At 70.4% G+C, this 24,435-nt stretch carries 14 protein-coding genes; 6 read left to right on the forward strand and 8 right to left on the reverse strand.

What is annotated here, in order from left to right; genetic code table 11:
• Positions 1 to 15: 15 nt before the first annotated feature.
• A complete protein-coding gene (locus OG309_RS01350) occupies positions 16 to 453 on the forward strand; it encodes a glutaredoxin domain-containing protein (RefSeq protein ID WP_329417523.1) in 438 nt (145 codons plus the stop codon).
• A 118-nt stretch (positions 454 to 571) separates the two neighbouring features.
• On the opposite strand, the gene OG309_RS01355 is transcribed toward OG309_RS01350, so the two are convergent.
• Entirely contained in the window at positions 572 to 1,786 is a 1,215-nt protein-coding gene (locus OG309_RS01355; protein WP_329417524.1) for a glycosyltransferase, read from the reverse strand.
• A 9-nt stretch (positions 1,787 to 1,795) separates the two neighbouring features.
• On the opposite strand from OG309_RS01355, the gene OG309_RS01360 reads away from it, so the two are divergent.
• Positions 1,796 to 3,985 carry a hypothetical protein gene (locus tag OG309_RS01360; protein ID WP_329417525.1) on the forward strand — a complete coding sequence of 730 codons (2,190 nt, stop codon included), beginning with the start codon at positions 1,796 to 1,798 and terminating at the stop codon, positions 3,983 to 3,985.
• Positions 3,986 to 4,166: 181 nt separating this feature from the next.
• Here OG309_RS01360 and OG309_RS01365 read toward each other — a convergent pair whose 3' ends face one another.
• Positions 4,167 to 4,511: a hypothetical protein gene (locus OG309_RS01365; protein WP_329417526.1), complete on the reverse strand. Its 345-nt coding sequence runs from the start codon at positions 4,509 to 4,511 to the stop codon at positions 4,167 to 4,169.
• A 651-nt stretch (positions 4,512 to 5,162) separates the two neighbouring features.
• On the opposite strand from OG309_RS01365, the gene OG309_RS01370 reads away from it, so the two are divergent.
• Positions 5,163 to 13,424 carry a SpvB/TcaC N-terminal domain-containing protein gene (locus tag OG309_RS01370; RefSeq protein WP_329417527.1) on the forward strand — a complete coding sequence of 2,754 codons (8,262 nt, stop codon included), beginning with the start codon at positions 5,163 to 5,165 and terminating at the stop codon, positions 13,422 to 13,424.
• 13 nt (positions 13,425 to 13,437) lie between these two features.
• Positions 13,438 to 13,731 carry a hypothetical protein gene (locus tag OG309_RS01375; RefSeq protein ID WP_329417529.1) on the forward strand — a complete coding sequence of 98 codons (294 nt, stop codon included), beginning with the start codon at positions 13,438 to 13,440 and terminating at the stop codon, positions 13,729 to 13,731.
• Between the two features lie 99 nt (positions 13,732 to 13,830).
• Here OG309_RS01375 and OG309_RS01380 read toward each other — a convergent pair whose 3' ends face one another.
• From OG309_RS01380 to OG309_RS01400, 5 genes are all read right to left on the reverse strand, one after another.
• Positions 13,831 to 14,487, reverse strand: a complete 657-nt coding sequence (locus tag OG309_RS01380; protein ID WP_329417530.1) for a hypothetical protein — start codon at positions 14,485 to 14,487, stop codon at positions 13,831 to 13,833.
• Positions 14,488 to 14,554: 67 nt separating this feature from the next.
• A complete protein-coding gene (locus tag OG309_RS01385) occupies positions 14,555 to 17,365 on the reverse strand; it encodes a TIM-barrel domain-containing protein (protein ID WP_329417532.1) in 2,811 nt (936 codons plus the stop codon).
• A 291-nt stretch (positions 17,366 to 17,656) separates the two neighbouring features.
• Positions 17,657 to 19,906, reverse strand: coding sequence for a choice-of-anchor A family protein (locus OG309_RS01390; RefSeq protein WP_329417534.1), 2,250 nt, complete (start codon positions 19,904 to 19,906; stop codon positions 17,657 to 17,659).
• Positions 19,907 to 20,132: 226 nt separating this feature from the next.
• The gene (locus OG309_RS01395; RefSeq protein ID WP_329417536.1) at positions 20,133 to 20,336 is read right to left on the reverse strand and encodes a YdeI/OmpD-associated family protein; all 204 of its coding nucleotides are present in this window, start codon (positions 20,334 to 20,336) and stop codon (positions 20,133 to 20,135) included.
• A 43-nt stretch (positions 20,337 to 20,379) separates the two neighbouring features.
• Entirely contained in the window at positions 20,380 to 20,793 is a 414-nt protein-coding gene (locus OG309_RS01400; protein WP_329417538.1) for a VOC family protein, read from the reverse strand.
• Between the two features lie 429 nt (positions 20,794 to 21,222).
• Here OG309_RS01400 and OG309_RS01405 point away from each other — a divergent pair, with 429 nt between their 5' ends.
• Positions 21,223 to 22,092 (forward strand): alpha/beta fold hydrolase, encoded by an 870-nt coding sequence (locus OG309_RS01405; RefSeq protein ID WP_329417541.1) that lies wholly within the window; start codon positions 21,223 to 21,225, stop codon positions 22,090 to 22,092.
• Between the two features lie 31 nt (positions 22,093 to 22,123).
• On the opposite strand, the gene OG309_RS01410 is transcribed toward OG309_RS01405, so the two are convergent.
• Entirely contained in the window at positions 22,124 to 22,789 is a 666-nt protein-coding gene (locus tag OG309_RS01410; protein WP_329417543.1) for an MSMEG_1061 family FMN-dependent PPOX-type flavoprotein, read from the reverse strand.
• Between the two features lie 189 nt (positions 22,790 to 22,978).
• On the opposite strand from OG309_RS01410, the gene OG309_RS01415 reads away from it, so the two are divergent.
• The gene (locus OG309_RS01415) at positions 22,979 to 24,385 is read left to right on the forward strand and encodes a mycothione reductase (RefSeq protein ID WP_329417545.1); all 1,407 of its coding nucleotides are present in this window, start codon (positions 22,979 to 22,981) and stop codon (positions 24,383 to 24,385) included.
• Positions 24,386 to 24,435 lie beyond the last annotated feature (50 nt).

Consider the following 24,435-nt stretch of genomic DNA (forward strand, 5'->3'; position numbering starts at 1 on the left):
GTAACATGCATCACCATGGTGCGCGCGTGGATCCTGCCGATACTGCTGGTACTCAGCGGCGCAGCCGTCGCGACTGGGCAGTTCTCGAAGGGGAGCCCCGGGACGGCCGCAGCACTCCTGCTGGGGTTCCTGGCGCTCGCCGGCGTACACTCACCCCTGATCTTCCCGAGGGCGATCGGTGCGCAGGAGGCGCAGCGCCTCAGTGCGCTCGACGGTCGGCCGGTCGTCTTCTGGCGGCCGGGCTGCAAGTACTGCATACGACTGCGCATCCGGCTGGGCCGCGGCGCCCGCCAGGTCCACTGGGTCGACATCTGGCGCGACCCGGCAGGAGCCGCAGCGGTGAGAGCAGCCAACGACGGCAACGAGACCGTGCCGACCGTGGTCGTGGCAGGCCGGCCGCACACCAACCCCGATCCCGTCTGGGTGCGCGAACAGCTGTCCCCTTCCGCCTGATCAGATGTCGCGCCCTGGGGGCATCCGAAGACACAAGCGCGCAGGTCCCCCGGAGTTGCTCTGCACCGTCACCGCACCGCTCTCCGGGACGGGCCACGCCGACGCGGCTGACGAGCGGTCAGCGAGCGAGCCGGGCGAGCGCTGCGAGTACCGGCGCGACGCCGTCCTCCGCGGCCAGGCGGTCGGCCAGCGCGCGGGCCCGCGCACGGTGAGAGCCGTCCTCCGTGGCCCGGCGCAGGGCCACGGCCAGAGCCCCGGAGGTGAGGCGGCGCAGCGGCACCACCCCGGGAGCGGTCCCCAGCGCCGTCAGCCGGGACGCCCAGAACGCCGCGTCGAACTGGACCGGCACCGGAACGGTGGGCACCCCGGCCCTCAGGACGGCGCCGGTCGTGCCCGCTCCCGCGTGGTGGACGACAGCGGCCGTGCGGGGGAACAGCAGGGAATGCGGCACCTCGTCGATGGTGAGGATGTCGTCGCCCCGGGCACCCAGCCCCGCCCATCCCCGTTGGACGATCCCGCGCACCTTCGCCGCCCGCAGCGCGGTGACGATCTCACCGCTCACCCGATGGGGATCAGGAACGGTGGCGCTGCCCAGACCGACGAAGACCGGCGGGGGCCCGGCAGCGAGGAAGTCCTCGAGTTCCCGGGACAACTGCCCGGTCTCGTGCGGCCACCAGTACCCGGACACCTCCAGTCCCGCGGGCCAGTCCCGGGGCCGGGGGACGACGAGTTCGCTGTAGCCGTGCAGCACGGGCCTCGTCCGGGACCGGCCCGCCGTGGCGAGCCCGTGGCGTCGCAGCGACCGTACGGCGTCGGAGAACAGCAGCTCCACCGACGCCATGACCGCTTGCCCGCTCAACCGGTTCCCCAGCGTGCCCAGGGACCGCGTCCCCAGGACCGGGGCGGGAAACTCGCGCGTCGGATGCAGGGGCTGGAGGTGCAGGCCCAGGGCGGGCACCCCTAGCCCCTGGGCGATGGCGTACCCGAGCGGCCCCAGCGCCCCGCCGACCAGCAGGACCTCGCCTTCTCGCGCGGCCTCCACCAGGGCGGCCGCCATCGCGTCGGCCGCTCCCCGGGCCATGGACGCCAGCCGTACGAGCTTCCCCGCGCCGGTCCTCGCGTCATGGAGCCGCCGGCCCCGCGCGGAATGCAGCTCGGCACGGGGATCCACCGGCAGCGGGCGGAACCGCACTCCCGACCCGGCCACCAGCGGCTCGAACACGCCGTGGGCGGCCAACGTCACGTCGTGCCCGGCCCGTACGAGACCTGCACCCAGACCCGTGTACGGCGCGACGTCGCCCCGGGATCCCGCCGTCATCATCACGATGCGCACCCGGCCAGTGTGCCCCACCCGCACGCGACGCCGCGGCAGACCTGCCCGATCGACCCGGTGACGGCCCAGGCGGAGCGCCGTCGGCTGGACGGCTCCGATGGCTTCGCCGTGGTCCCACGCATCCAAGTCCGCCCTGCGCGGTCGATCCGCGGGGCTGGCGTGGTGCCCTCTCGGTTCGGCAGGATTTCCGGCATGGGGATACGGCGAGCGCTCCAGCGCCGCCTGCTGTGGTCTGGGGCAGGCGCGGTCACGGTGTGGCTCCTGGCGTTGGGGGTCTTCGGCGGCTGGGACGTCGCGGATCCCGTCGCCAGTGTCGTGGGGGCCTTGGCCGGCGTGGCGGGCCTGTGCTACGCGCTGGTTGCTCCTGTGGACGTGGAGCAGATGGCTGATCGGCTGGCCGGCGAGGTCGTGCGGCGGGAGCAGGGCGAGTACGCGCGGTGGCTGGACGGGAACATCGGTGGGCGCATCGACCTTGCCTACGCCGTCCACGTCCACGGCCAGGTCGCAGGCGCGCAGTCCGAAGGGCGACTGGACGACCTGACCGCACTGCACGGGCGGTTGTCGCCGCCGCGCATGGTCATCACGGACGGCGACGCGACGGACGACGCCGGAACCGGAAAGTCCCTCGCGGCTCTGTCGATGGTGCTCGACCTCGCACGGGACAGGCGGTCCGGCCAGGCCGTGGCCCTGCGCATGGCCGCCGCCTCGTGGACCGGCCAGGAGCTGGAGGAGTGGATCGCCCGGCATCTCGTGACGGCCTTCGGGGTGGGCCGTGGGCTCGCACGGCGGTTGGTGGAGGCACGCCTGGTGCTTCCCGTCGTCGACGGCCTGGACGAACTGGACCCGCCGGGCACCGCCCCGTACTCCAGCCGGGCCGCCGAGTTGGTGCGCCTGCTCAACAGCTGGCAGCACGGTACGCAACCGGCCGCCGTGGTCGTCACCTGTCGACGCGGCGCCTACGAAGGCCTCGTCGGCGTGGAAGCTCACCTGCGGACCGCCGCCGTGGTGCGCCTCGCTCCGGTCGACGCGGAGCAGAGCCGCGCGTTCCTCCGCAGCAGCGTGGCCGACACCGAGGCGGGGCTGAGCCGCTGGCAGCGGGTGCTGGACGTGTTGGTCACCGCCCCGCAGGCGGACGGCGTTCCGGATCCTCCCACCGTCGTGCGGCTACGGCAGGCACTGGCGACACCGTGGCGCCTGTCGCTCGCTGTGGCGGTCTACCAGGAGCGGACCTCCGACGGCCGCTATCGACGCGACCCCTCGGACCTCCTGCCCCTCGCCGAGTCCGGCACGCTCCACCAGCACCTGCTCGGCCTCTACGTCCCGGCGGTGCTGGCCTCCCGGGGAGACGGGACGGTGGACCCCGACGGTCCGGCTCGGCGCTGGCTGGCCGTACTGGCCGCCTACCTCGACGGCAACCGCGAAGGCAGGCAGGTCGAGGGGCGCAGGCTCTCCGCCACGGACCTCGTCCTGCCCGAACTGTGGCCGATGGTCGGGGCGGAGCGCGCCAAGCGGGCGATCCGGTGGGCCTGCCTGTCGTGGGCGGGAGCGATAGAGCTCGCCATCGTGGCCCAGGCGGCCGTGAGCTCCTGGGAGCATCTCGTCCTCTCCTTCCTGCCGCTGATGGCTGCGCTGTTCGCGGTCAATCCGGACCTTTGGGAAGGGGAAGACCGCATGGTTCTGCGTCCGGTCCGGTTCGCACTGGGCTGCGCCCTGGGTTCCGCTCCTGTCGTGCTCATCGGATTGCTCGATGCCGCTGCGGATGCAACGGCCGACTGGGTGATGGTCGCGACGGTCTTCGGGCTGATGGTGGGGGGCGCCATGGGCATGGCCGTCGTGCCCGACGAACGTCGAGACGGGCCTCGCGCTCTGGTGCGCCGTGACGCGGTGTCGTGGACGCTCTTCCTCGGGGACCTCGTGACGATCTTCGCCGTGCTGGGCTATGGGGCGGGCGGTTGGCGAGGTGCCTTCGTGATGCTGGTGGTCATAGCGCCCTTCGGTGCGCTGGTCTTCCACTCGTTGTCCTTCCGGTACGTGGCCTTCCTCGTGCTGGCCCGCGGAGTGCTGCCGTGGCGCTTCGGGCGATTCCTCCACGCGTGCCACCACGCCGGCATACTGCGCACGGTGGGGGCCGCCTACCAGTTCCGGCACCGCGAGCTCCAGGATCACCTGGCTGATCGACACCCCGCGCGGTCTCAGTGACGGTCCGGCCTGTGCGGGAAGACCGAGGCCACTGCGGCGGATGACGGGGCCCGCTCCAGGGCGCCAGAACGCCCTGAGCTTGTCGTTCGGCGTCCAGCCGGATCCGGCTGGACGCCGAACGACAAGCTCAGGTGCGAGGCCCTGTGGTCATGGACGGCTCCCGCTGCTCGCGGGGGCCCGATCAGTAGTACATGAACGTCGGGATCAGGCCGCCACCGCTGGCGTTCGGGATCGTCACCAGCCCGCCGGGGCCGACGCCCCTGCTGTTCGCGACGTTGACCACGTCGTAGACCGAGCCGTAGTTGCCCATCCAGTGCCATGAGGGGTCAGCCCTCTGAGACTTGCAGGCGTTGACGAGCTCGATGCCTTCCTGGGCGGTGAGAACCTGGTCAGCCCCCGGCTTGTAGCAGCTGGCGGCCGGCATGGTCGGCGCCTGCGGCATGGGTGCGGCGGGAGCAGGAGACGCCAGGCCGATCAGCAATGCTGCGGGCGCGGCCGCGATGGCGAGGGTGCGAAGTCGGATCATGGTTGACCTCCCTAGCTGGCCCCCTGTCTCGGAACCGAGATCTGAACCGACCGTAGAGTCGCCGGGCGCTGTGCCGCCATTCGGATGCGTCCATTCGAGTGATGGCGAGTTGTCGATCCGGGGATCGTTCAGATGGGGCGCGCAAGGGGACTGACCTGGGGTGTTGCCGGTTGGTTGGCGTCCAGGTCTTCCCGCAGCCCCACTCTGCCGGGTGACTCGAGGCCACGCGCCGGCGAGTTGCCGAGACAGCGGAATTGGTGCTCACCGTCCTCGTGAACCCGGCATTCCGGGGCCGGATTCCCGGTCCGCCTGACCTGATCGACGCCTTCCGTGGGTCGGATAGCCGGTAACGGCGGCTCTCATCCGCGAGAGCCGCTGCTTCTCATAACGGCTGCGGGAGGCGCGTGGCGATGCCACGCACCACCGGCGTTCCAGGGGTCGGACTATCGGCCACCCGCGCCGCGGGAGTCCGATCACCGACCTTGCCCGCATTCTTTTTGAACGTGTACGTTCAATGCGCGATCGCCGGGGTGGGGCTATGGGTCGCGTTTCCACGGAAAGTGCCGTGTTCCAGGTCGAGTTCAGTCTCCAAAGGGGGTCGGGGGCATGATCGTCCTCGCGTCGGCTCGTGCGCGCGTCAAGAGCTTGCTCGTGACCTTGGTCGTCGCGTTGCCGGCCATGGGGGTGGCGCCGCCGGGGTGGGTCACGGCGGCGGCACCGCAGGCGGGTGCCGACTCGTCGGTGCAGGCCCCCGAGCACCCTGAGGGCACGTCGTTCAATCCGAACCAGATCAAGGACATCAAGGCCGCCGACCCCGGCTCCGGAGTGAACCTGATCGAGGCGCCCTCGGCGAACAACAGCGGTGACGCGCGGCTGTCGTACCCACTGGAGGTGCCCAAGGGCCGCGCGGGCCTGGAGCCGAAGCTGGCCGTCACCTACAACTCGTCGGGGACGAACGGGTGGCTGGGCGTCGGGTGGGACGTGACCGCCCCGGTGGTCGCGGTCGACACACGGTGGGGTGTGCCGCGCTACGACGCCGGGCTGGAGACCGAGACCTACCTCCTCAACGGCGAGCAGCTGACCCCGGTGGCGCACCGGAGCCAGTTACGGGCGCGTACGGCGGAGAAGGTGTTCCACTCCCGGGTGGAGAGCCGGTTCGACCGCATCGTGCGGCACGGCGACAGCCCCGCGAACTACTGGTGGGAGGTCACCGACAAGCAGGGTGTCCGCACGCTCTTCGGCGGCACCGCCGACAGCACGCTGGCCGACGACAAGGGGCGCGTCGCGACCTGGGCGGCGCGGGAGATCCGCGACGGCAACGACAACGTCCTGCGCTACCGGTACGCCAAGGTGGCTGACGGCGGCACGGCGGACTCCACGGTGCCGGGCAGCGACCTGTACCTGAAGAAGATCACCTACACCGGCCGCGGCGACACCGACGGCAGGTACTCGGTGACGTTCATCCGGGACCGTGAGCGCGGCGAGCCCCGCCGGACGGACGTACGCATCGACGCGAGGTACGGGTTCAAGAAGGTCACCGCCGACCTGCTGCGGCGCATCGAGGTCAAGCTGGACGACCAGCTGATCCGCGCCTACGAGCTGAACTACCGGACCGGCGCGTTCGCCAAGACACTGCTCACCTCGGTGTCGCAGTACAGCGAGACCAACCAGCTGTTCAACACCCACACGTTCGACTACTTCGACGACGTGCGCGACCAGTCGGGAAACTACAACGCCTTCGCCGACGCGGCGGGTTGGTCGGTGCCGGACGACGACCTCGGGGTGAACATCCGCGAGGGCGAGGCCAGTGCGATCTCGGCGAACACGTCGGTCGGCTTCGGCGCGCACCTGTTCGCGGGCTACAACGTGCAGGGGCTGCCGACCAAGGAGGGTTCCGTCGGGTTGAAGGTCGGGTTCAGCGCGGGCCAGTCCGACGGCCTGTCGACCCTCACCGACATGAACGGCGACAACCTGCCGGACAAGGTGTTCCGCAAGAACGGCGACGTCTACTACCGGCCCAATCTGGCCAAACCGGGCGGTCAGCCGAAGTTCGGCGACACGCCGGTCAAGCTCACCGGGCTGCCGGGAATCTCGACCGAGCGCACGCTGTCCGGCACCATCGGCGTCGAGTCGTACGTCCTCACCACCTCGGCCCAGCTGGACTTCGTGGGCACCACGACCACCTCGGACCGGTTCTTCAGCGACGTCAACGGCGACGGCATCACCGACCTGGTGAACAACGGCGGCGTGCTGTTCGGCTACCTGGACGCCGATGGGCAACCCGCCTACAGCGCGGACTCCGCCCACACCCCGGCGCCGATCGGGGGCGGTGCGGTCACCGGCGCGATCGTCGGCGATCAGACCGCGCAGTTCAACCAGCAGGTGGACAACTCGCCGCTCCTCGACACGGTCCGCCGATGGGTGGCGCCGTACGACGGCAACGTCCGCGTGGACGGGCCCGTGCAGCTGACGCAGGACCCTTCGGCGGCGCGGGCGGCGTACACCAAGGCCGACGGCGTGCGGGTCACCATCCAGCACAAGGACGCCGAACTCTGGGCGCAGCGCATCGGCCCCGATGACCACACCGAGTTCACCCCGGGCAACGTGGCCTCGATTCCGGTGAAGAAGGGCGACGCGCTCTACTTCCGCACCCAGTCCATTCTGGACGGCAAGTACGACACCGTGGCGTGGGACCCGGTGATCACCTACACCGGCCTGCCGGCCGGCACGGACGCGAACGGGTTGGCGAACACCGTGTTCCGCGCGTCGACCGACTTCACCTTCGGCGGCAGGCCGTCCCTGGTGACCGTGCCGGTGAACGGCACCCTGCGGCTGACCGGTGACGTGGTCAAGTCCAAGGCGACCTCGGACGACGTGACCGTGGTGATCGAGAAGGGCAACGGCGTCCACCCGGGCACGGAGGTGCTCCGCAAGGTCCTGCCCGCCGCGTCGACCGGCACCACCGCGATCGACCTGAGCATCCCGGTCAGCACGTTCGAGAAGATGTCGTGGAAGCTGAAGACCGACTCCCCGATCGACGCCTCGGCCGTGAGCTGGGCCCCGAAGGCGTACTACACGGCAGCGCAGGGCGTCGAGTCGGTCGTCGACGCCAAGGGCGAGCCCACGCTGGTGATCACCCCGCCGTACGACCAGACCATGTACCCGGCGGACACCCTCACCGCGCCGCAGCAGACCTACAAGGCCACCAAGACCGGCCAGTTGAAGGTGCGGCCGAAGCTGAACTTCAACTTCAACCTCCTCGGTGACGCCAAGATCGCGTTCACCGTGAAGAAGCGCGGCGGGCAGCTGGTCGGCAAACGGATCTTCCAGGCCAAGGACACCTCCCCCTTCGGTGGCCCGAACCTGGACCTGACCGTGCCGGTCACCGCGGGCGACGACCTCTACATCGACTACTCCACGGCGGAAGCCGGACTGCTCCCCCTGCTCGTCGACCAGTCCGCGTCGGTCACCTACGACGTGGCCTCGTCCTGGCCGACCTTCACCCCGGCGCCCAGCGCCATGCACGGTTCCGTCGGGCAGGGCGCCTTCGCCCAGCCCTACCGCGGCTGGGGGGTGATCGGCTACCAGGGCAACCGCGACCGTGCCACCCAGCCGCTCAAGCAGGCCGAACTCACGTTGGACCAGAGCTTCAAGGACGCGCTTCCCAAGGAGCCCAAGGAAGCGGACGTCCCGGCGTTCGCCGCGAATCCCCGGCTCAGCATGCCGCGACTCGCGGTGTTCGCCCCCGTTCCCGCCAAGGGCGGCTGGGCCGCTCAGGACGAGTCCTCCTGGGTCACCGCCGCGATGGCGACGAGTTCCCGCCTCGGCGCGGACACCATCGACGTCGTCACCGACGCCGACGTGGCGGGCGACCGCGCGGTGATGCGCCGCGGTGTCACCGGTCAGGTGTCGGCCACCCTCGCGGCGGGCCCGTTCGGCGGCACCGTGGTCGGCGGGATCACCGCGGGTTCGGTCGACTACCTCGACCTCAACGGCGACGGCTACCCCGACGTCGTGGGCGCCAAGGAGATCCAGTTCTCCGACATGAGCGGCGCGCTCGGCGCCACGCGCGGCACCCTCGGCGGCAACGTCCGCGAGGCGGACAACGTCTCCGGCAACGTGTCGCTCTCCGCGGGCAGCGAGACCGCCACCATCGCCAGCGCCCTGGGCATGGCCGCGCCCGACGCGGGCACCAGCGCCAACACCGCCACCACCGGCGCGGTCCAGCCCTCGCTCGGCATCGGCGGCAGCCTCGGCGGCGGCGAGTCCGACGCCCGCGTCGACCTCATCGACATCAACGGGGACGGGTTGCCGGACAAGGTGTTCGGCAACGGCGACGCCCAGCTGAACCTGGGCTACTCCTTCGCCGCCCGCGAGCCCTGGCCGACCGGACCGATCAACGACGCGTCCACCCGCAACGTCGGGGTCAACCTCGGCTTCAACATCGACCGCTACGGCTTCGCGGGCGGCGTCTCCGCCGAGCTGGGAACCTCCTTCACCAACGCGAGCATGCTGGACGTCAACGGCGACGGCCTCACCGACCGGGTGTTCACCGACGGGGCCAACCCGCTCAAGGTCGCTTTCAACACCGGCACCGGCTTCACCGCGCCCACCCCGTTCCGCGGCAGCTTCCCCGAGATCGCCGTCGACAAGAACGCGACTCTCGGCGCGGGCGTCTACTTCACCGTCGGCCTGCCCACTCCCGTCGGCGTCTTCGTCTTCAACCCGGGCGCCAGCGCCTCCACCGGCATCAGCCGGGCCGAGACCATCCTGCGCGACGTCAACGGCGACGGCCTCGCCGACCACGTCAGGTCGACCCGCGACAACGAGATGCTGGTCGCCGCCAACAAGACCGGGCGCACCAACCTCCTGCGCTCGGTGTCGCGCCCGATGGGCGCGCGGATCGACCTGGACTACTCCCGTACCGGCAACACCCAGGCCATGCCCGAGAGCCGCTGGGTCCTGTCCCGCACCTCCGTGTTCGACGGGCTCGCAGGTGATGGCGCCGACACGCGTCTGACCACCTTCCGCTACGAGCAGGGCCGCTACCACCGCGCTGAACGCGAGTTCCTCGGCTTCGGCCGGGTGATCACCGCACAGCGCGACCCCGGCGCCGACGACGCCGTCCGCCGCGTCCGCACCGACGACTACCGCACCGACGGCTACGTCACCCGCGGACTCCCCACCCGCAGCCTCACCGAGGACGGCGCAGGGCACCCGTACAAGGAGACGCTGAACACCTACACGCTGGTGGACGCCGCCTCCGGTGGGACTGCCGAGCCGGACAGCCTCACCGCCACCGTCTTCCCGCAGCTCACCCAGGTCGAGCGGAAGGACTACGAAGGCGCCGCCAACGCCGGAGCCGGCACGATCACCCAGCTCACCTACGACTCCTACGGCAACGTCACCCGCGTCTTCGACACCGGGGGTGAGGGCACCGCCGACGACCTGGAGACCACCTACGCCTACACGGCCTCCGACGCGCAGTGCCGCGACGCGAACCGCACCGGCATCGCTGACGAGATCAGTCAGAAGGACGCCGCCGGGAAGGTGCTACGCCACCGTGCGACCGACGTCGACTGCGCCACGGGTGACGTCCGCCAGGTCCGCGAGTACCTCGACGACGGCACCGCCGCCGTCTCCGACATGGTCTACCACCCCGACGGCAACCTGAAGTCGGTCACCGGCCCCGCCAACGCCGAGGGCCAGCGCTACACCCTCAGCTACGGCTACGACCCCACCGTCGGCGTCCAGATCGAGTCGGTCGAGGACAGCTTCGGCTACCGCTCCACCTCCGCCTACAACCTCCGGTACGGGGTCCCCACCCGGAACACGGACCAGAACGACCAGTCCGTGACGATGACGTACGACAGCGTCGGCCGCCTCGCCACGCTCACCGGCCCCTATGAGCAGGACGCGGGCCGGGCGACGATCACCTTCGGCTACCACCCCGAGGCGCCTGTCCCGTACGCCACCACGCAGCACCTCGACCGGGCCGTCGACGGTGTGCGCGAGGACACCATCGACACGGTCACCTTCAGCGACGGCCTTCAGCGGATCCTGCAGGAGAAGAAGGACGCCTCCGTCGCCGGCTCACCGAACGCCGACCCGACCGACGTCATGACGGTGTCCGGCCGTATGAAGTTCGACGCCCTCGGCCGCACGGTGGAGACGTACTACCCGGTCACCGAGCCGAAGGGCGCCGCCAACACCACCTTCAACACGGCCTACGACACGGTCGCGCCGACGAAGCAGACCTTCGACGTCCTCGACCGATCGGTGAAGACGGTCCGGCCCGACGGCCTCAGCACCAGCACCGCATACGGCTTCGGCCCCGACAGGTCCGGGGTCACACGCTTCGAGACCACCGTCACCGACGCCAACGGCAGGAAGCGCGTCACCTACACCGACGCGCGAGAAGTGACCACCGCCGTCAAGGAGTTCCACGACGCCCAGCCGGTGTGGACGAGTTACGCCCACGACCCGATGAACCAGGTCACGGCCGTCACCGACGACAAGAACAACGTGACCAGGGCGAGTTATGACGGCCTGGGCCGCCGCGTCTCGTACGACAGCCCCGACACGGGCCGCACGGAGACCCGATACGACCTCGCCGGGAACGTCACCTCCAAGATCACCGCCAACCTCCGCGCCGCCGACAAAGCCGTCGAGTACGACTACGAGTACTCCCGCCTCAAGGCCGTCCGCTATCCGACCTTCCCCGCGAACAACGTCAGTTACAGCTACGGGGCCCCGGGCGCAGCCCACAACGCCGCCTCCCGCGTCAGCGAGATCCACGACGCCGCCGGCACGGTGCAGCGCGTCTACGGAGCCCTCGGAGAGCTCACCAAGGAGACCCGCACCGTCACCGCGGTGCACGGCGGTCCCCGCACCTACGACACCTCCTGGCGCTACGACGCCTTCAACCGAGTCCTCGCCATGACCTACCCGGACGGCGAGACCCTCACCTACGACTACGACTCCGGCGGCCAGGTCACGCGGGCCACCGGCACCAAGAACGGCGCCACCTACACGTACGTGGCCCGGATCGACTACGACAAGTTCGGTCAGAAGGTCCTCCAGCAGGCCGGCAACAGCGTCCGCACGACCTACACCTACGACGCCGAGGACCGCCGCCTCGCCACCCTGAAGTCCGCGCCGTCGGGCGGAACGGCCTTCCAGGACCTCGGCTACACCTACGACAAGACCGGCAACGTCGCCTCGCTCGCCAACAACGTGCCCCAGGGCGGCGACATCGGCGGGCCCAGCACCCAGACCTACGGCTACGACGACCTGTACCGGCTCACCTCGGCGTCCGGCACATACACGGACAAGAACGCGGCCCGGAACACATACACACTGAGCCTTGAGTACGACTCGATTCACAACACCACACACAAGGCGCAGACTCACGAGATCACCGGCGGTGCCCCGGCCTTCCCGTCCGGCGGAGGCGGCAGCGGGCCCATCGAACCGGTCGAGAACCCGGACAACAATCCCGCCGTCCAGGACCGCACCAGCTACGACTACACGTACGCGTACAACGGCTCAAAGCCGCATGCCCCAGGCGAAGTCGGCCCGGTCAGCAACGAGTACGACGCGAACGGCAATCTGACGAGCGCTCTCAACACCGCCGTCGCCGACAAGAGTCGCCAGTACGTCTGGGACGAGGAGAACCGCCTCGCCTGCAACCAGGACACCGCGACGGGTGCCGTCACCCAGGACCCCAGCGGCTGCGACGGCGCCACCGTGTCGTATACCTACGACGACCAGGGCGACCGCGTCGTCAAGACCGGCGACGCAGGTCTCTCCCTCTACCCGAACCGCTACTACAGCGAACGCGACAGCATCGGCTACAAGCACATCTTCGTCGGCGACAGCCGCGTCACCACTCAGACGGTGAAGGCAACGGGCGTCGAGGAGGACCAGCAGTTCTTCCACGCCGACCACATCGGCTCCTCCGGCTATGTCACCGACAAGTACGGCAAGGTGACCGAGCACCTCGAATACTTTCCCTACGGCGAGACCTGGATCGAGGAACGCGCCGGAGACGCCGACACCCGGTACCAGTTCACCGGCAAGGAACTCGACACCGAAACCGGGCTCTACTACTACGGCGCTCGCTACTACAACCCGCGCACGCAACTGTGGGCCAGCCCTGACCCGGCGCTGCCGGACTACCTCGACAAGGACATCGCGGGCGGCATCAAGGAGCCACGCAACCTCGCCGCTTACACGTACACGCACAACAATCCGGTGCGGTACACCGATCCCACGGGCGAATTCCTCCAGCTGGCTCCCCTGGCGGCAGGGGCCGCCTCCACGGGGGTAGGAGCTGTGGTCGTGGGCGCCATTGTGGCCACCGTCGTGATCGGAGGCGTCACCTACGCAGTCTGGGACAGTACAAAAAACGGTGGCCCTTCCACGCCCGCCGGTTGCAACGCGAGTCCCCCCGTAGCGTGCGCACCGAGTGATCGAGCCCCCTCGGCTCCGACGACCACTGCGCCCACTACGGCAGCACAACCTGGCGCTGTTCCCAGCCCTCCGCCCGCACCGGGTGGTGCGAGTACAGACGACGACGATGACACCGTCACGCTCTACAAGGCACCCGGCAAGGGAATGACCCAGCGACTGCTTCAGTTCGGGTTCCAGCCACAAGACTTCCCCGGCGAAGGTAACGAGTATCCGGATGGTCGCGCATATTTTGGCCTGGGTGAGGCGGGTAGAATGATTGCGCTGGACTACGCCAGCCGGGGTGGATATGACGGCACGGTCATTGAAGTCCGAATACCGAGAAAAGACTTCGAGATGTATTTCCGGGACAACGTCGGACGGCATAACGGTGTCCCAGATTCGGAAGTCGGCATCCCGAAGGAGAAGTTCGACATCCTCAATCGCTATCCCCGAATTTAGAAGTGGAGATGCAGTGACCGATCTCGACGACATCAGCGAGTCCGAAAGGAAATTGATCGGCAGCGTCACGGAAGGAGTGATCGAGGCGGTATTTCGGTGGGGAGTGATCGTCGATCTAGGACTTTCACGCGTAGGCCTCATCGATGCACTCTATATCGATGAGGCGAGCCATTACTTGCCAGGCGAGCTGGTGCGCTGCCACCTCGACGACTTCGACGAGATGAAGGGGAAATTCATCCTGCGGCCCATGGGACAGATCCCTCTCATGGAACGTTTGAGGGACGCCGGGTACCGGCCTGGCGGATGAATTTCAATCCGCTCGTACGAGGAGGTGGTCGATCTCGTACGTACCGCCTGCGCCGGGGTGACGGTCGTCAGCCTGGTCGCGGCTGCGGCCGATCCGCTCCTATGACCGCGGTGTGCTGTCCGAACGCCACGTGGTGAGACGAGGGTGCCCGGGCAGTTCGGCGCGGCCGGTGGCCCACAACAGGCTGAGCCAGGGGTCCTCACCCCGCGGAGCCTCTGGGAACAGACGGGCGAGCAGCCGCGAGCAGAGAGCGGAGGGCGGGGTCCAGTCGAGCCCGAAGCCTTCCGCCACATCGTGCATGTGCACCAGCGTTTCCTGCACGCCCAACGCCGCGAAGCCTTCGGGGTCCGACACCCCGGCGGCGTGGTGGGCACGGACCCGGGGCGACGTCGTACGCACCATGGCGACCAGGAGCGCGCCGCACGCCTCCAGCACCTGCACCAGGCCGGCCGGACCCGCATCGCGGTCCGCGTAGACGAAGACCGTGGGTCCGTCCGGCCTCTTCTTGCACAACGCGAAGGGCACATGGGTGTCCAGCGGCGGGCTCTGCGGCCCCAGCTGCACGGCGTAGTAGAACAGGTCGTTGGCGAGGTGCTCGACGGTCTCCCAGCAGTCCCACTCCAGCGAACCGGCTCTACCGTCCCACCCCTCCGGGGGCGCGTCCCGAAGGACGCCCACGGCGAGCCGCACGGCAAGGTCGACGTCGTCCGCGGTGACGGGAGACAGGACTGATCCGGTTTCGACTGGTCGAGACATGACAGCACCGTATCGCGGGAGAGGGCGGGCGCCCGCTACAGCGCCCGCCCCGCTTCCGTGGCCGGGCTCAGCCCGAAGGCCGCCCGGTCGCCGTCAGCTCGGCCAGGCTGGTCCACGGGCCGCGGTTCCCCGCCTCCGACAGTGCCCGCAGCCGCAGGTAGCGGCCGGACTTCGCGGTGAACGCCACCCGGGTGGCCGCCGCGGTGTCCGGGAAGGTGCCCGTGGCCACAGGGGCGCCCCAGGAGGTCGTGCTGTCGGAGACGTACACCTCGTAGGAGCCGATGCGGCCGTTGACTCCCCCGTCCTGCCGGGGCAGCTGGGTGACGGAGTCGACGTCGTAGCGGGCGCCGAGGTCGATCTGGATCTCGTGCGGGAGTGCGGTGGCGCCGTTGGACCACTTGGTGTGCCAGTGGGTGGACGGCTTGCCGTCGATGGCGTTGGCGGCGGCGCCGTTCTCCGAGGCCGTCTCCTGGCTGTCGGCGTAGCGGACGGTCCAGCCGGCCTGGCTGATCGGGCTGCTCGGAGCCGTGCCGCCGACAGGGGTCCCGGCGGGGACGGTCAGCCCGGTGGCGGTGAACGCGAAGGCGGCACCGGTGCTGCCGGTCTTCACCGCCAGGGTGCCCGAACGGTCGGCGGCGTCGTAGAACCAGCCGGTTGTCGCGGCGTCGTAGGCGGCCCTGCTCGCCAGCGCCGGGAGGGTGGTGCCGCCGACCTTGACGGTTCCCGGCGCGCTCGCGCTGCGCAGGGTGAACGCGTAGCCGCGGGTGGCGGGCTTGCCCGTGTACGAGCCGGTGCTCGCGCCCACCGAGACGGTCACGTCGCCCGTGCCGGACGCGGGCGCGGTGACGTCGACGCGCTGCCGCGCGGAGGCGCCGGTCTTGTAGGCGCGGGTGACCCCGTCGTCCTCGTAGAGGGTGAAGGAGGAGGAGCCGCGCGGCTGGATGTCGTACGTGAGGGTGGAGACGGGCTTCTCGCCCGTGTAGTTCATCTGCGGCCACATCGGCACGATCGCGCCGGCCTTCACGAAGAGCGGCAGGGTGTCGAGCGGCGCGGAGTAGCCGTCGAGCCAGCCGGGTCCGTTGTAGACCTTTCCGGTCCAGTAGTCGGTCCAGCTGCCGGCCGGCAGGTAGATGCCGTCGCGGGTGGTGGTGTCGGTGACGACGGGGGCGACGAGGAGGGAGTCGCCCGCCATGAACTGCCCGCTGGTCTGGTTCCCGCGCGCCACCGGGTCGTTCGGGTACTCCAGCACCATGGCCCGGGTGGACGGGACTCCGGTGTCGGTGGCGTTGCGGCTCAGGGTGTACAGGTAGGGCATCAGGCGCATCTTCAGCTGCAGGTACTTGCGGTTGATCGACAGGTAGGGCTCGGCGAAGCGCCAGGGCTGCTTGTCCTGGTAGCCGGCGGAGGGGTTGACGGGACCCCACCCGGACATCGTCATGAACGCCGGGGTGAGGGCCTTCCACTGCAGGTCGCGCACGTACGTCTTCGGGCTGCCGCCGAAGATGCCGTCGATGTCGCCGCTCGCGTAGTTCAGGCCGGACAGGCCCGCGCCCGTGATGGCGGGAACGTGCCAGCGCATGGCGTCCCAGGTGCCGGAGGTGTCGCCGGTCCACACGACGGCGTTGCGCTGGGTACCGGCCCAGCCGTCGACGGTCCATACGAAGCGGCGGGCGTCGGAGTGGGACTCGATGCCGTCCACGGCCTGCTGCACGCCCTTGAATGCGGTCTTGTAGCCGCCGCCGATCCACGCGACGTCCGTCTTCACGGCCCGCGAGCCGGCCGTGCCGACCTCCCAGCCGATGCCGGAGAGACCGGTGGAGGTCCACAGGCCGGTCTGGAATCCCTTGGCCTTCAGCTGCGTGGCCGTCTCGGGAAGGCTGGTGTAGCCGCAGCCGTAGCCGTCGTTGGGGAGGAACCAGCCGGAGGGCATGTCCGCGGCGCGGGCGTCCGTCGCGTACCCGACGACGTCCGGGGTCGTCTGGTGCCGGAGCCGGTCGTGGGCGCCCTGGTAGTCGGGGTTCGAGGCGTTGAAGCAGTCGGCGTTGCCGAGTTCCAGGCCCCAGATCGGGGCGAGGAACGGCTTGCCGGTGACGTCGGTGTACCCGTTCAGGACGTCCTTGAGGGAGCTGCCGGCGAAGTACCAGGCGTCGAAGCGGCTCTCGTTGTGGCGCAGGGAGGTCGGCGCGGTGAAGGAGTACGAGCCCGGTGACCAGGTGTTGCGCATGACGCCGTAGCCGTTGGTGGACATGTAGAACGGCGCGGGGCTCGCGTTGGTGTTCTCGCTCCACTGGTTGGAGACGGCCACGGGCACGGTCTTGTCCCGCAGGGCCCACTCGCCGAGCCGCAGCCCGGTGCCGTAGAACTGCTCGTCGGCGGCCCGGGTGAGGTACTGGGTGGTCTGGGAGCCGGTCCAGTTGGTGGGCTGCGCCTCCGACCACAGCAGCGTGGTGTCGTTCGCCCGGTACAGGGCGAAGGTCAGCGGGGACTTGTTGATCCGCAGGCTGACGGCGGAGGTGCCGATCCGGTAGTACGACCCGGCGTCGGTCAGGGTGGCGCCGACGGCGCCGAAGGCGGTCGTGACGGCGAGGTCGCCGCCGGCCGGGTCGTCGGTGAAGGCCCCGTTGGGCGAGAGCCAGATCCGGAAGATGTCCGCCCGCGCCATCACGATCCGTGCGGCGGCGCCGCTCGACGTGGCGACCGTGAACGTGTCGCCGGACCTGGTGACACCGGTGGCGTCTCCGGCGGTGGCGGCGTGCGCGGACGGGGCGGGAAGGACGACGGACAGGAGGGCGGCGATCAGGACGGCGGCGAGTGCCAGGGCGGTGCGTCTGACGCCCGGTCGCGGGCGTGGCGGGGCGGGCAGGGCTGCGGCTGTCATGCGGCTGGTTCTCCTCACGAGGTCTGCGGCGCCGGGAACGCCGGGCAGTGGTCGTTGGAGCTCCCCCGCGCGTGGGGGCGTGAGACATGGCAGCAGCGAGGCATGGATGACGTCAAGTGCTCAAACAGGCATGGTTACGCGCAAGTTCAAGCATCCAGGAGGAAGGGTCGGTGAGCGGCGGGCGGTGGGACCCACGAGTCGGCGACGTGGCGGGGCGGGCCGGACGAGCGCGTGTGCTCGTCCGGCCCGCCCCGGTGTTCGTCCGCTGCGCGGGGACCCGACTCCGTCGGATCAGGCCTTACGCGCGCGTGAGGTGCAGGCGCCGTAGCCCTGGTCTCCGTGACCTTCGTCGCCGTAGCCCTGGTCGCCGTAGCCCTCGTCCCCGTAACCGGTGGGCTCGCAGGGCGTGTCCTCGCGGCTGTTTTCCAGACGCGCGATCACGGCCGGGTGGTCGGCACTGACGACGTAGGGGCCCGACACGGGGTCGGCGGGCAGGACGTACCCGTTCGGGACGCCGGTCTCGCGGAGGTAGTACGTGCCCAGCTCCAGGTGGTCGAAGGAACACAGTCCGCCCGCGCTCGTGGTGCAGGCCGTGCCGACGCGGGTGTCCGGAGCGGAGCCGGTGGTCTGGAGGCCGTCGCGCCCGTTGGTCTCCTCCCACAGCTCGAACGTGGCCCCGCGCAGCGGCGCCTTCGTGTCGGCGTCGGTCTTGAAGAGCTTCAGGCTCCCCTTGTCCTGCGGGATCACGGACTTCCGGTTGGTGGCGGTGACGGAGACGCCGGCGCTCGCGTTCTCCTTCGTGAGCACGAGCGGGCCGAAGACCGCGGGCGACGGCAGGTCGTAGCCGTCGGGCGCGTCCGTCTCCTGCCAGTAGTACGTGCCCGTCTCCACCGTCCGGGCACAGACACCGTCAGCACCCGTCACACACGCCGCCCCCACCTGCGTGTCGGCATTCGCGCCGGTCGTCTGCAGGCCGGTGACACCGTTCGTCTCCTCCCACAGCCGGAACGTCGCCCCGGGCAGCACCGCACCCGTCTGCGCGTCCGTCTTCACCACCTTCACCTGGCCCTTCGTCGGCACGACGGGCGTGGCGGTGTTCTTGGCGGTGACGGAGACGCCGGCGCTCGCGTTCTCCTTCGTCAGGACGAGCGGGCCGAAGACCGCGGGCGAGGGCAGGTCGTAGCCGTCGGGCGCGTCCGTCTCCTGCCAGTAGTACGTGCCCGTCTCCACCGTCCGGGCACAGACACCGTCAGCACCCGTCACACACGCCGCCCCCACCGGCGTGTCGGCATTCGCGCCGGTCGTCTGCAGACCGGTCACACCGTTCGTCTCCTCCCACAGCCGGAACGTCGCCCCGGGCAGCACCGCACCCGTCTGCGCGTCCGTCTTCACCACCTTCACCTGGCCCTTGACCGGCGGAGGGGTGGTGCCGCAGTCGGGCAGGTCGCCGTCGAAGGGGTAGGCGTGGAACTCCTGGCCGCCGCCGCCCGTGGCCGAGCTGGTGTGGGTGACCGATCCGGTGGTGAAGAAGCGGCCGTTGATGCCGGGCAGGGTCACGGTCGTCATCGAGGACTGCTCGCCCATGAGGAAGCTGCCCTGGAACTGTCCGGTGCCGTTCAGGCCGATGGTGGTGGCGTCGGGGAAGTTCCACAGCAGCCGCTCGCGGTAGGCGTTGAGCGGGTCGGTGGCGTCGACGAGTGCGCCGCTGTACGTGTTGATGGTGCGGTTCGCGCCGAGGACGTTGACCAGGATCGTGGCTCCGGCGGGGATGCCGGCGAAGACGACGCCCTGCTGACCGCCGTTGGAGGAAACCAGGTCGAAGTCCACGTTGAAGACCTGGAGGGCGGAGGTGCCGTCGCCCGTGAAGAGGGTCTGGTAGTTCTGGTTGACGGCCGTGCCGGTGGCCGGCCGGGGCTGCCCGTCGACGCGGGCGTAACAGCGGCTCGCCGTGGTGAGCTGGTCGCGGAGGCCCGTGTACGGCGCGGCGGCGTTGGCGTCCTTGACGAGGGTTCCGGTGACGTTCCCGGTGACCGTGCCCGCGTGACGTACGGTCCCCGTCTCGTCGAGCAGGCCGCCCGTCGTCTCCAGACGCTGGCCCGTGGCGATGGTGACGTCGCCGCCGGTGGTCAGGAAGTCCGCGTCCTTGGGCGGGACGACCCGGGAGCCGACACCGACGATGCCCAGGTTGTACAGGCCGCCGGCGGCCGCGTCCTTGTTCTGGTCGAAGTCGTCGAGGACCACGACACGGCCCTCCGCCTCGGCCGCTCGGCCCCGTACGAGGTAGTCGTTCCCCACGAAGATGTTGATGCCGGCGTCACGGCCGGCGAGGGGCCTGTTGCCGACTTCGGGGAACGGATCGGGGCAGCTGCCCGGGACGCACGGGCCGAGCCCGCCGGGAAGGGGCGCGGCCGCAGCGGCCTGGCTGCCCGGGCCCAGGAGAAGGGCGGGGACGGCGGCGAGGGTGACGGCGCAGGAGAGTCCGGCCGAGAAGACGGCCCTCCTCGGCCGGCGCGAAGAGCGCCGCACGGTGTGATGTCTCATGTCGGGAGTCTTGGTCGGCGGGACCGGGACCACCATCCGTGCGGATCAGGGTTGGGCCGCTCAGGGAGCGCGCTCACCGAGGGGCGTGAAGTGTGGCCGCCGAAAGGAGTACGGGAGACCCGGTCCCGTCGCCACCCCTGCTCCCCGCTCTTGTCGCCCCCGCCCTGGCCTCCCCACCCCGCGGTGGGCAGTCCGTGGCCGAGCCCCTGGGTGTCGGTTTCAGGGTTCAGGTCCGCAGGGTGGCGATGGCCTTCTCGATGCGCCGTCGGCACGTCTCGGGCTTCTTCGCGCCCTCGATCGCGTGCACATGCTCGCGCTTGCGGCTGTAGGCGAGCTTGTCGTAGGCGGCGCGGGCGGCCGGGTCGGCGTCCAGGGCCTCGGTGAAGTCAGCGGGCTCGACGACGACGCGCGGCTCGGTGTCGGGTTCCACGACGACCTCACCCTCCCTGATGCCGGTTCGGCGCGGACCGCGGTCACTCCGCGTAGGGCTGGTCGGTGCCGTGCTCGCTGTAGCCGAGGCTCCAGATGTAGCCCTCCGGGTCCGCGAAGGTGCCGCCGTACCCACCCCACTGCAGTGCCGCCGCGGGCTTGAGGATCGTGGCGCCTGCCTTCCGCGCCTCCGCCATGATCTCGTCGACCCGCGCCTCGCTGCGCACCACGTAGGTCAGGACCAGGCCGCTGAAGCCGCTTCCCTCCTGGTCCGTGCCCACCTGGTCGGCCAGGCCCTCGCGGCTGTAGAACCCGACGGGCGATGCGCCGTCGGACGCGAAGAACACCGAGATCCCGAAGTCGTTCTCGACCTTCCACCCGAGCCCCTCGGTGTAGAACCGCTTGGCCCGGTCCATGTCCCGGACACCCAGAAGAATCGAGCTGACGTGCGCCTTCATGTCGTACTCCTTGCGGGTTGGATGTATGCGTGGCGGACATGCGGGCCAGGGCCCGGATGTCTCCTCGGCGGGTGTTCGCCGCTCGATCGGTACGGCAGGACGGACGTCACGAGGGGGTGGGGACGGTGACGTCGTCCGGAGATCAGCCGGCTGCGGTGGAAGCCGTGGTTGCCATGTCCCTCACGCTAAGGGCTGCGCAGCGGCCGGGGCTTCTCGAATCCTGACCGGTCGCACGATCTGCGTCGTCCAGCCGGACGTGCCCTTCGCTCTCCTCTCGGTGAACCAGCGGTGCTCGTCCCGGCCGCCGAGATCGACCGGGTCGTCGGGGGAGTCGTCGGAACGCGGGAGAAACTGATCCGCTCGGGACCGATGAGGAGAGCCCCGACGGGACGTCTACCCTACGACCGCCACACCACCGAGGAGATCACCATGACCGAGACCGACACCCGCGTCCTGCACACCGTCGGCGCGACCCTCCACTACGACGTCCGCCCCGGCACCGGACCGGACCCGCGACCCCTGCTGCTGATCGGCTCCCCCATGGACGCCACCGGCTTCGCCACGCTCGCCTCGCACTTCGCCGACCGCACGGTCGTGACGTACGACCCGCGCGGAGCCGGCCGCAGCAAGCGGACCGACGGCGCCCCCGAGAACCTCCCGGAGGAGCACGCCGACGACCTGGCCCGGCTCATCGAGGTGCTCGACGCCGGCCCCGTCGACCTCTTCGCCAGCAGCGGCGGCGCCGTCAACGCCCTGGCCCTCGTCGCGGCCCGCCCCGATCTGGTCCACACCCTCGTCGCGCACGAGCCGCCGAGCGTCCCCGTCCTGCCGGACCGCGAGGCCGCCCTGGCACTGTGCGCGGACATCCACACCACGTACGTCCGGGAGGGCTTGGGCGTGGCGATGGCGAAGTTCATCGCGCTGGTCGGCCGGACGGGCCCGATCCCGGCGAGCTGGGCCGAGGAGCCCGCGCCCTCCCCGGAGGCCTTCGGTCTGCCCACCGAGGACGACGGCACCCGCGACGACCCCCTGCTCGGGCAGAACATGCGCGGCTGCACCTCGTACGCCCCCGACTTCGGCGCCCTGCGGGCCGCGTCGACCCGGATCGTCATCGCCGCGGGCAAGGAGTCCGAGGGCACCCTCTGCGCGCGGACCGCCGTGGCCGTCGCCGAGGGCATCGGCATCCCGCTCGCCGTCTACCCCAGCCACCACGGCGGCTTCCTCGGCGGCGAGTACGGCCAGCAGGGTGCCCCGGCGGAGTTCGCGGAGGCGCTGCGCGCTTCACTCGAGGACGCCTGAACGGTCGGGCGACCGTGACGAGTCCGGCGGCTCACTCGTAACGCAGGCGCAGCGACTCCCTCTCGGCCTCCTCGATCTGCTCGACCGTGAGTTCCGGGAGGTCGAGCTGGGCCAGGGTCACCTCGGCGCTCGTCGGCTGCGCGTCGGCGGGCAGCCATTTCTCCGGCTGCCACGCGTGGGCGCGCATCAGCGACTTGGGGCAGTGCGGGTAGGCCTCTTCGATGTGGACGACCAGCGCGGTCACGGGCGGCTTGCCGACGGGCGTGAGCTGTGAGAGCAGCTCCGGGTCGGCCGAGACGCAGGCACGGCCGTTGACCCGGAGGGTGGTCGGGCGGCCGGGCGTGAGGAAGAGCAGGCCGACGCGTCCGGTTTCGAGCACGTTGTGCAGGGTGTCCAGGCGCTTGTTGCCGGTGGCGTCGGGTATCGCCAGGGTCCGCTCGTCGAGGACGGAGACGAAGCCGGCGGGGCCGCCGCGCGGCGTCACGTCCGCTCTGCCCTCGGCGTCGGCGCTGCCGATGAGGACGAGCGAGGAGCAGCCGATCAGCGCGCGGGTCTGTTCGGTGAGGTGGTCGATCTCCTTGCGGAGGGAGTTCGGGTTCGGCTGTGCGTACCGTTCGCGCAGTTGGTCCGGGCTGGTGAGGGCGTCCGCGCGGAGGGTGTCGAAGAGCCGGTTGCGCGTCCCCGTGTCGATCGTCATGGGGACGACCCTAGAAGACGCCGGCGGGGGGGGGATCTGCCGCGGAGCGCCATGGACGCCGGGCGCAGCGGCCCCGAGGGGCACCCTCGCGGCCCACGGACGCACCGCACGGGTCATGATGGCAACCGGCAGCACGGATCTCGCCGACAGCGCCGTCATGGCTCATGGCGGCTCGATAAGGAGCATGTCGTGGAGCGTCACTTGGACCTTGTCGTCATCGGCTCGGGTTCCGGGAACTCGATCGTCGACGAGCGTTTCGCCGACTGGGAGGTCGCGTTCGTCGAGAAGGGCATCGGCCCGCTCGACAGTTACGGCGGCACCTGCCTGAACGTCGGCTGCATTCCGACGAAGATGTTCGTGCACCCCGCCGACATCGCCCGCGCCCCCGAACACGGCGCGCCCCTCGGCGTCGACCTCGCCCTGCGGGGTGTGGACTGGCCGGCCGTACGCGACCGGGTCTTCGGCCGCATCGACTCGATCGCGTCGGGCGGCGAGCGCTACCGGGAGACCGGAAGCGACAACGTCACCCTCTACCGGGGTACGGCCCGGTTCACCGGCGAGCGCCGCCTGACCGTCGCGACGGCCGACGGGCTCGTCACCCTCACCGCCGACCGGATCGTCGTCGCCACGGGCAGCCGCCCGGTCGTGCCCGACGTCCCCGGCCTCGACGAGGCGCTCGGCTTCCACACCAGCGACACCGTCATGCGCCTGGAGCGGCTGCCTCGCCGCATGACCGTCCTGGGCTCCGGGTTCGTCGCCACCGAACTCGCCCACGTCTTCTCCTCGTTGGGTGTCGACGTCACGCTGATCGCCCGTGGCGACCTGCTGCTGCGACACGAGGACTCCGACGTCGCACGCCGCTTCACCGAGCTCGCCCAGGGCCGGTGGGACGTACGCCTCAACCGCAAGCTGCTGCGCGCCGAGCGCGCAGCGGACGGAACGGTGCACCTCGAACTGGAGGGTCCCGAGGGCTCGGAGAGCGTGGAGACCGACGAGCTGCTCGTGGCGGTCGGCCGGCGGCCCAACTCCGATCTCGTGGACGCCGGGGCGGGCGGCCTCGCCCTCCACGCCGACGGGCGGATCGTCGTGGACGAGCGCCAGGCCACGTCGGTGCCGGGCGTGTGGGCGCTCGGCGACGTGTCCTCGCGCTGGCAGCTCAAGCACGTCGCCAACCACGAGGCCCGGACCGTCCAGCACAACCTGCTCCACCCGGACGCCCCACGCGCCTCCGACCACCGCTACGTCCCGCACGCCGTGTTCTCCGAGCCGAGGATCGCCTCGGTGGGCCTGACCGAGCGGGAGGCGCAGGCGACCGGCCGGGCGTACGTGACGGCGACGCGGGAGTACGGCGGCACCGCCTACGGCTGGGCCATGGAGGACACCACCAGCTTCACCAAGATCCTCGCCGACCCGGCCACCGGCGAACTCCTGGGCGCTCACATCATCGGCCCCGAGGCCCCGACCCTGATCCAGCCGCTCGTCCAGGCGATGTCCTTCGGCCTGGACGCCCGCGCGATGGCCACCGGCCAGTACTGGATCCACCCCGCGATGCCCGAGGTCGTCGAGAACACCCTGCTCGACCTTCCCCTCGACTGACCGGCTCTCCGGCCGAACGCCCCGGTCCGTGCGGCCTCTCCCGCCCTCGC

The sequence above is a fragment of the Streptomyces sp. NBC_01268 genome, from assembly GCF_036240795.1.
Lineage (GTDB): Bacteria > Actinomycetota > Actinomycetes > Streptomycetales > Streptomycetaceae > Streptomyces.

Excerpts from the sequence above, each read along its gene's own strand:
- OG309_RS01350 (WP_329417523.1), top strand. The coding sequence starts at position 16 with ATGGTGCGCGCGTGGATCCTGCCGATACTGCTGGTACTCAGCGGCGCA.
- OG309_RS01365 (WP_329417526.1), bottom strand. The coding sequence starts at position 4,511 with ATGATCCGACTTCGCACCCTCGCCATCGCGGCCGCGCCCGCAGCATTG.
- OG309_RS01380 (WP_329417530.1), bottom strand. The coding sequence starts at position 14,487 with ATGTCTCGACCAGTCGAAACCGGATCAGTCCTGTCTCCCGTCACCGCG.
- OG309_RS01385 (WP_329417532.1), bottom strand. The coding sequence starts at position 17,365 with ATGACAGCCGCAGCCCTGCCCGCCCCGCCACGCCCGCGACCGGGCGTC.
- OG309_RS01390 (WP_329417534.1), bottom strand. The coding sequence starts at position 19,906 with ATGAGACATCACACCGTGCGGCGCTCTTCGCGCCGGCCGAGGAGGGCC.
- OG309_RS01400 (WP_329417538.1), bottom strand. The coding sequence starts at position 20,793 with ATGAAGGCGCACGTCAGCTCGATTCTTCTGGGTGTCCGGGACATGGAC.
- OG309_RS01405 (WP_329417541.1), top strand. The coding sequence starts at position 21,223 with ATGACCGAGACCGACACCCGCGTCCTGCACACCGTCGGCGCGACCCTC.
- OG309_RS01410 (WP_329417543.1), bottom strand. The coding sequence starts at position 22,789 with ATGACGATCGACACGGGGACGCGCAACCGGCTCTTCGACACCCTCCGC.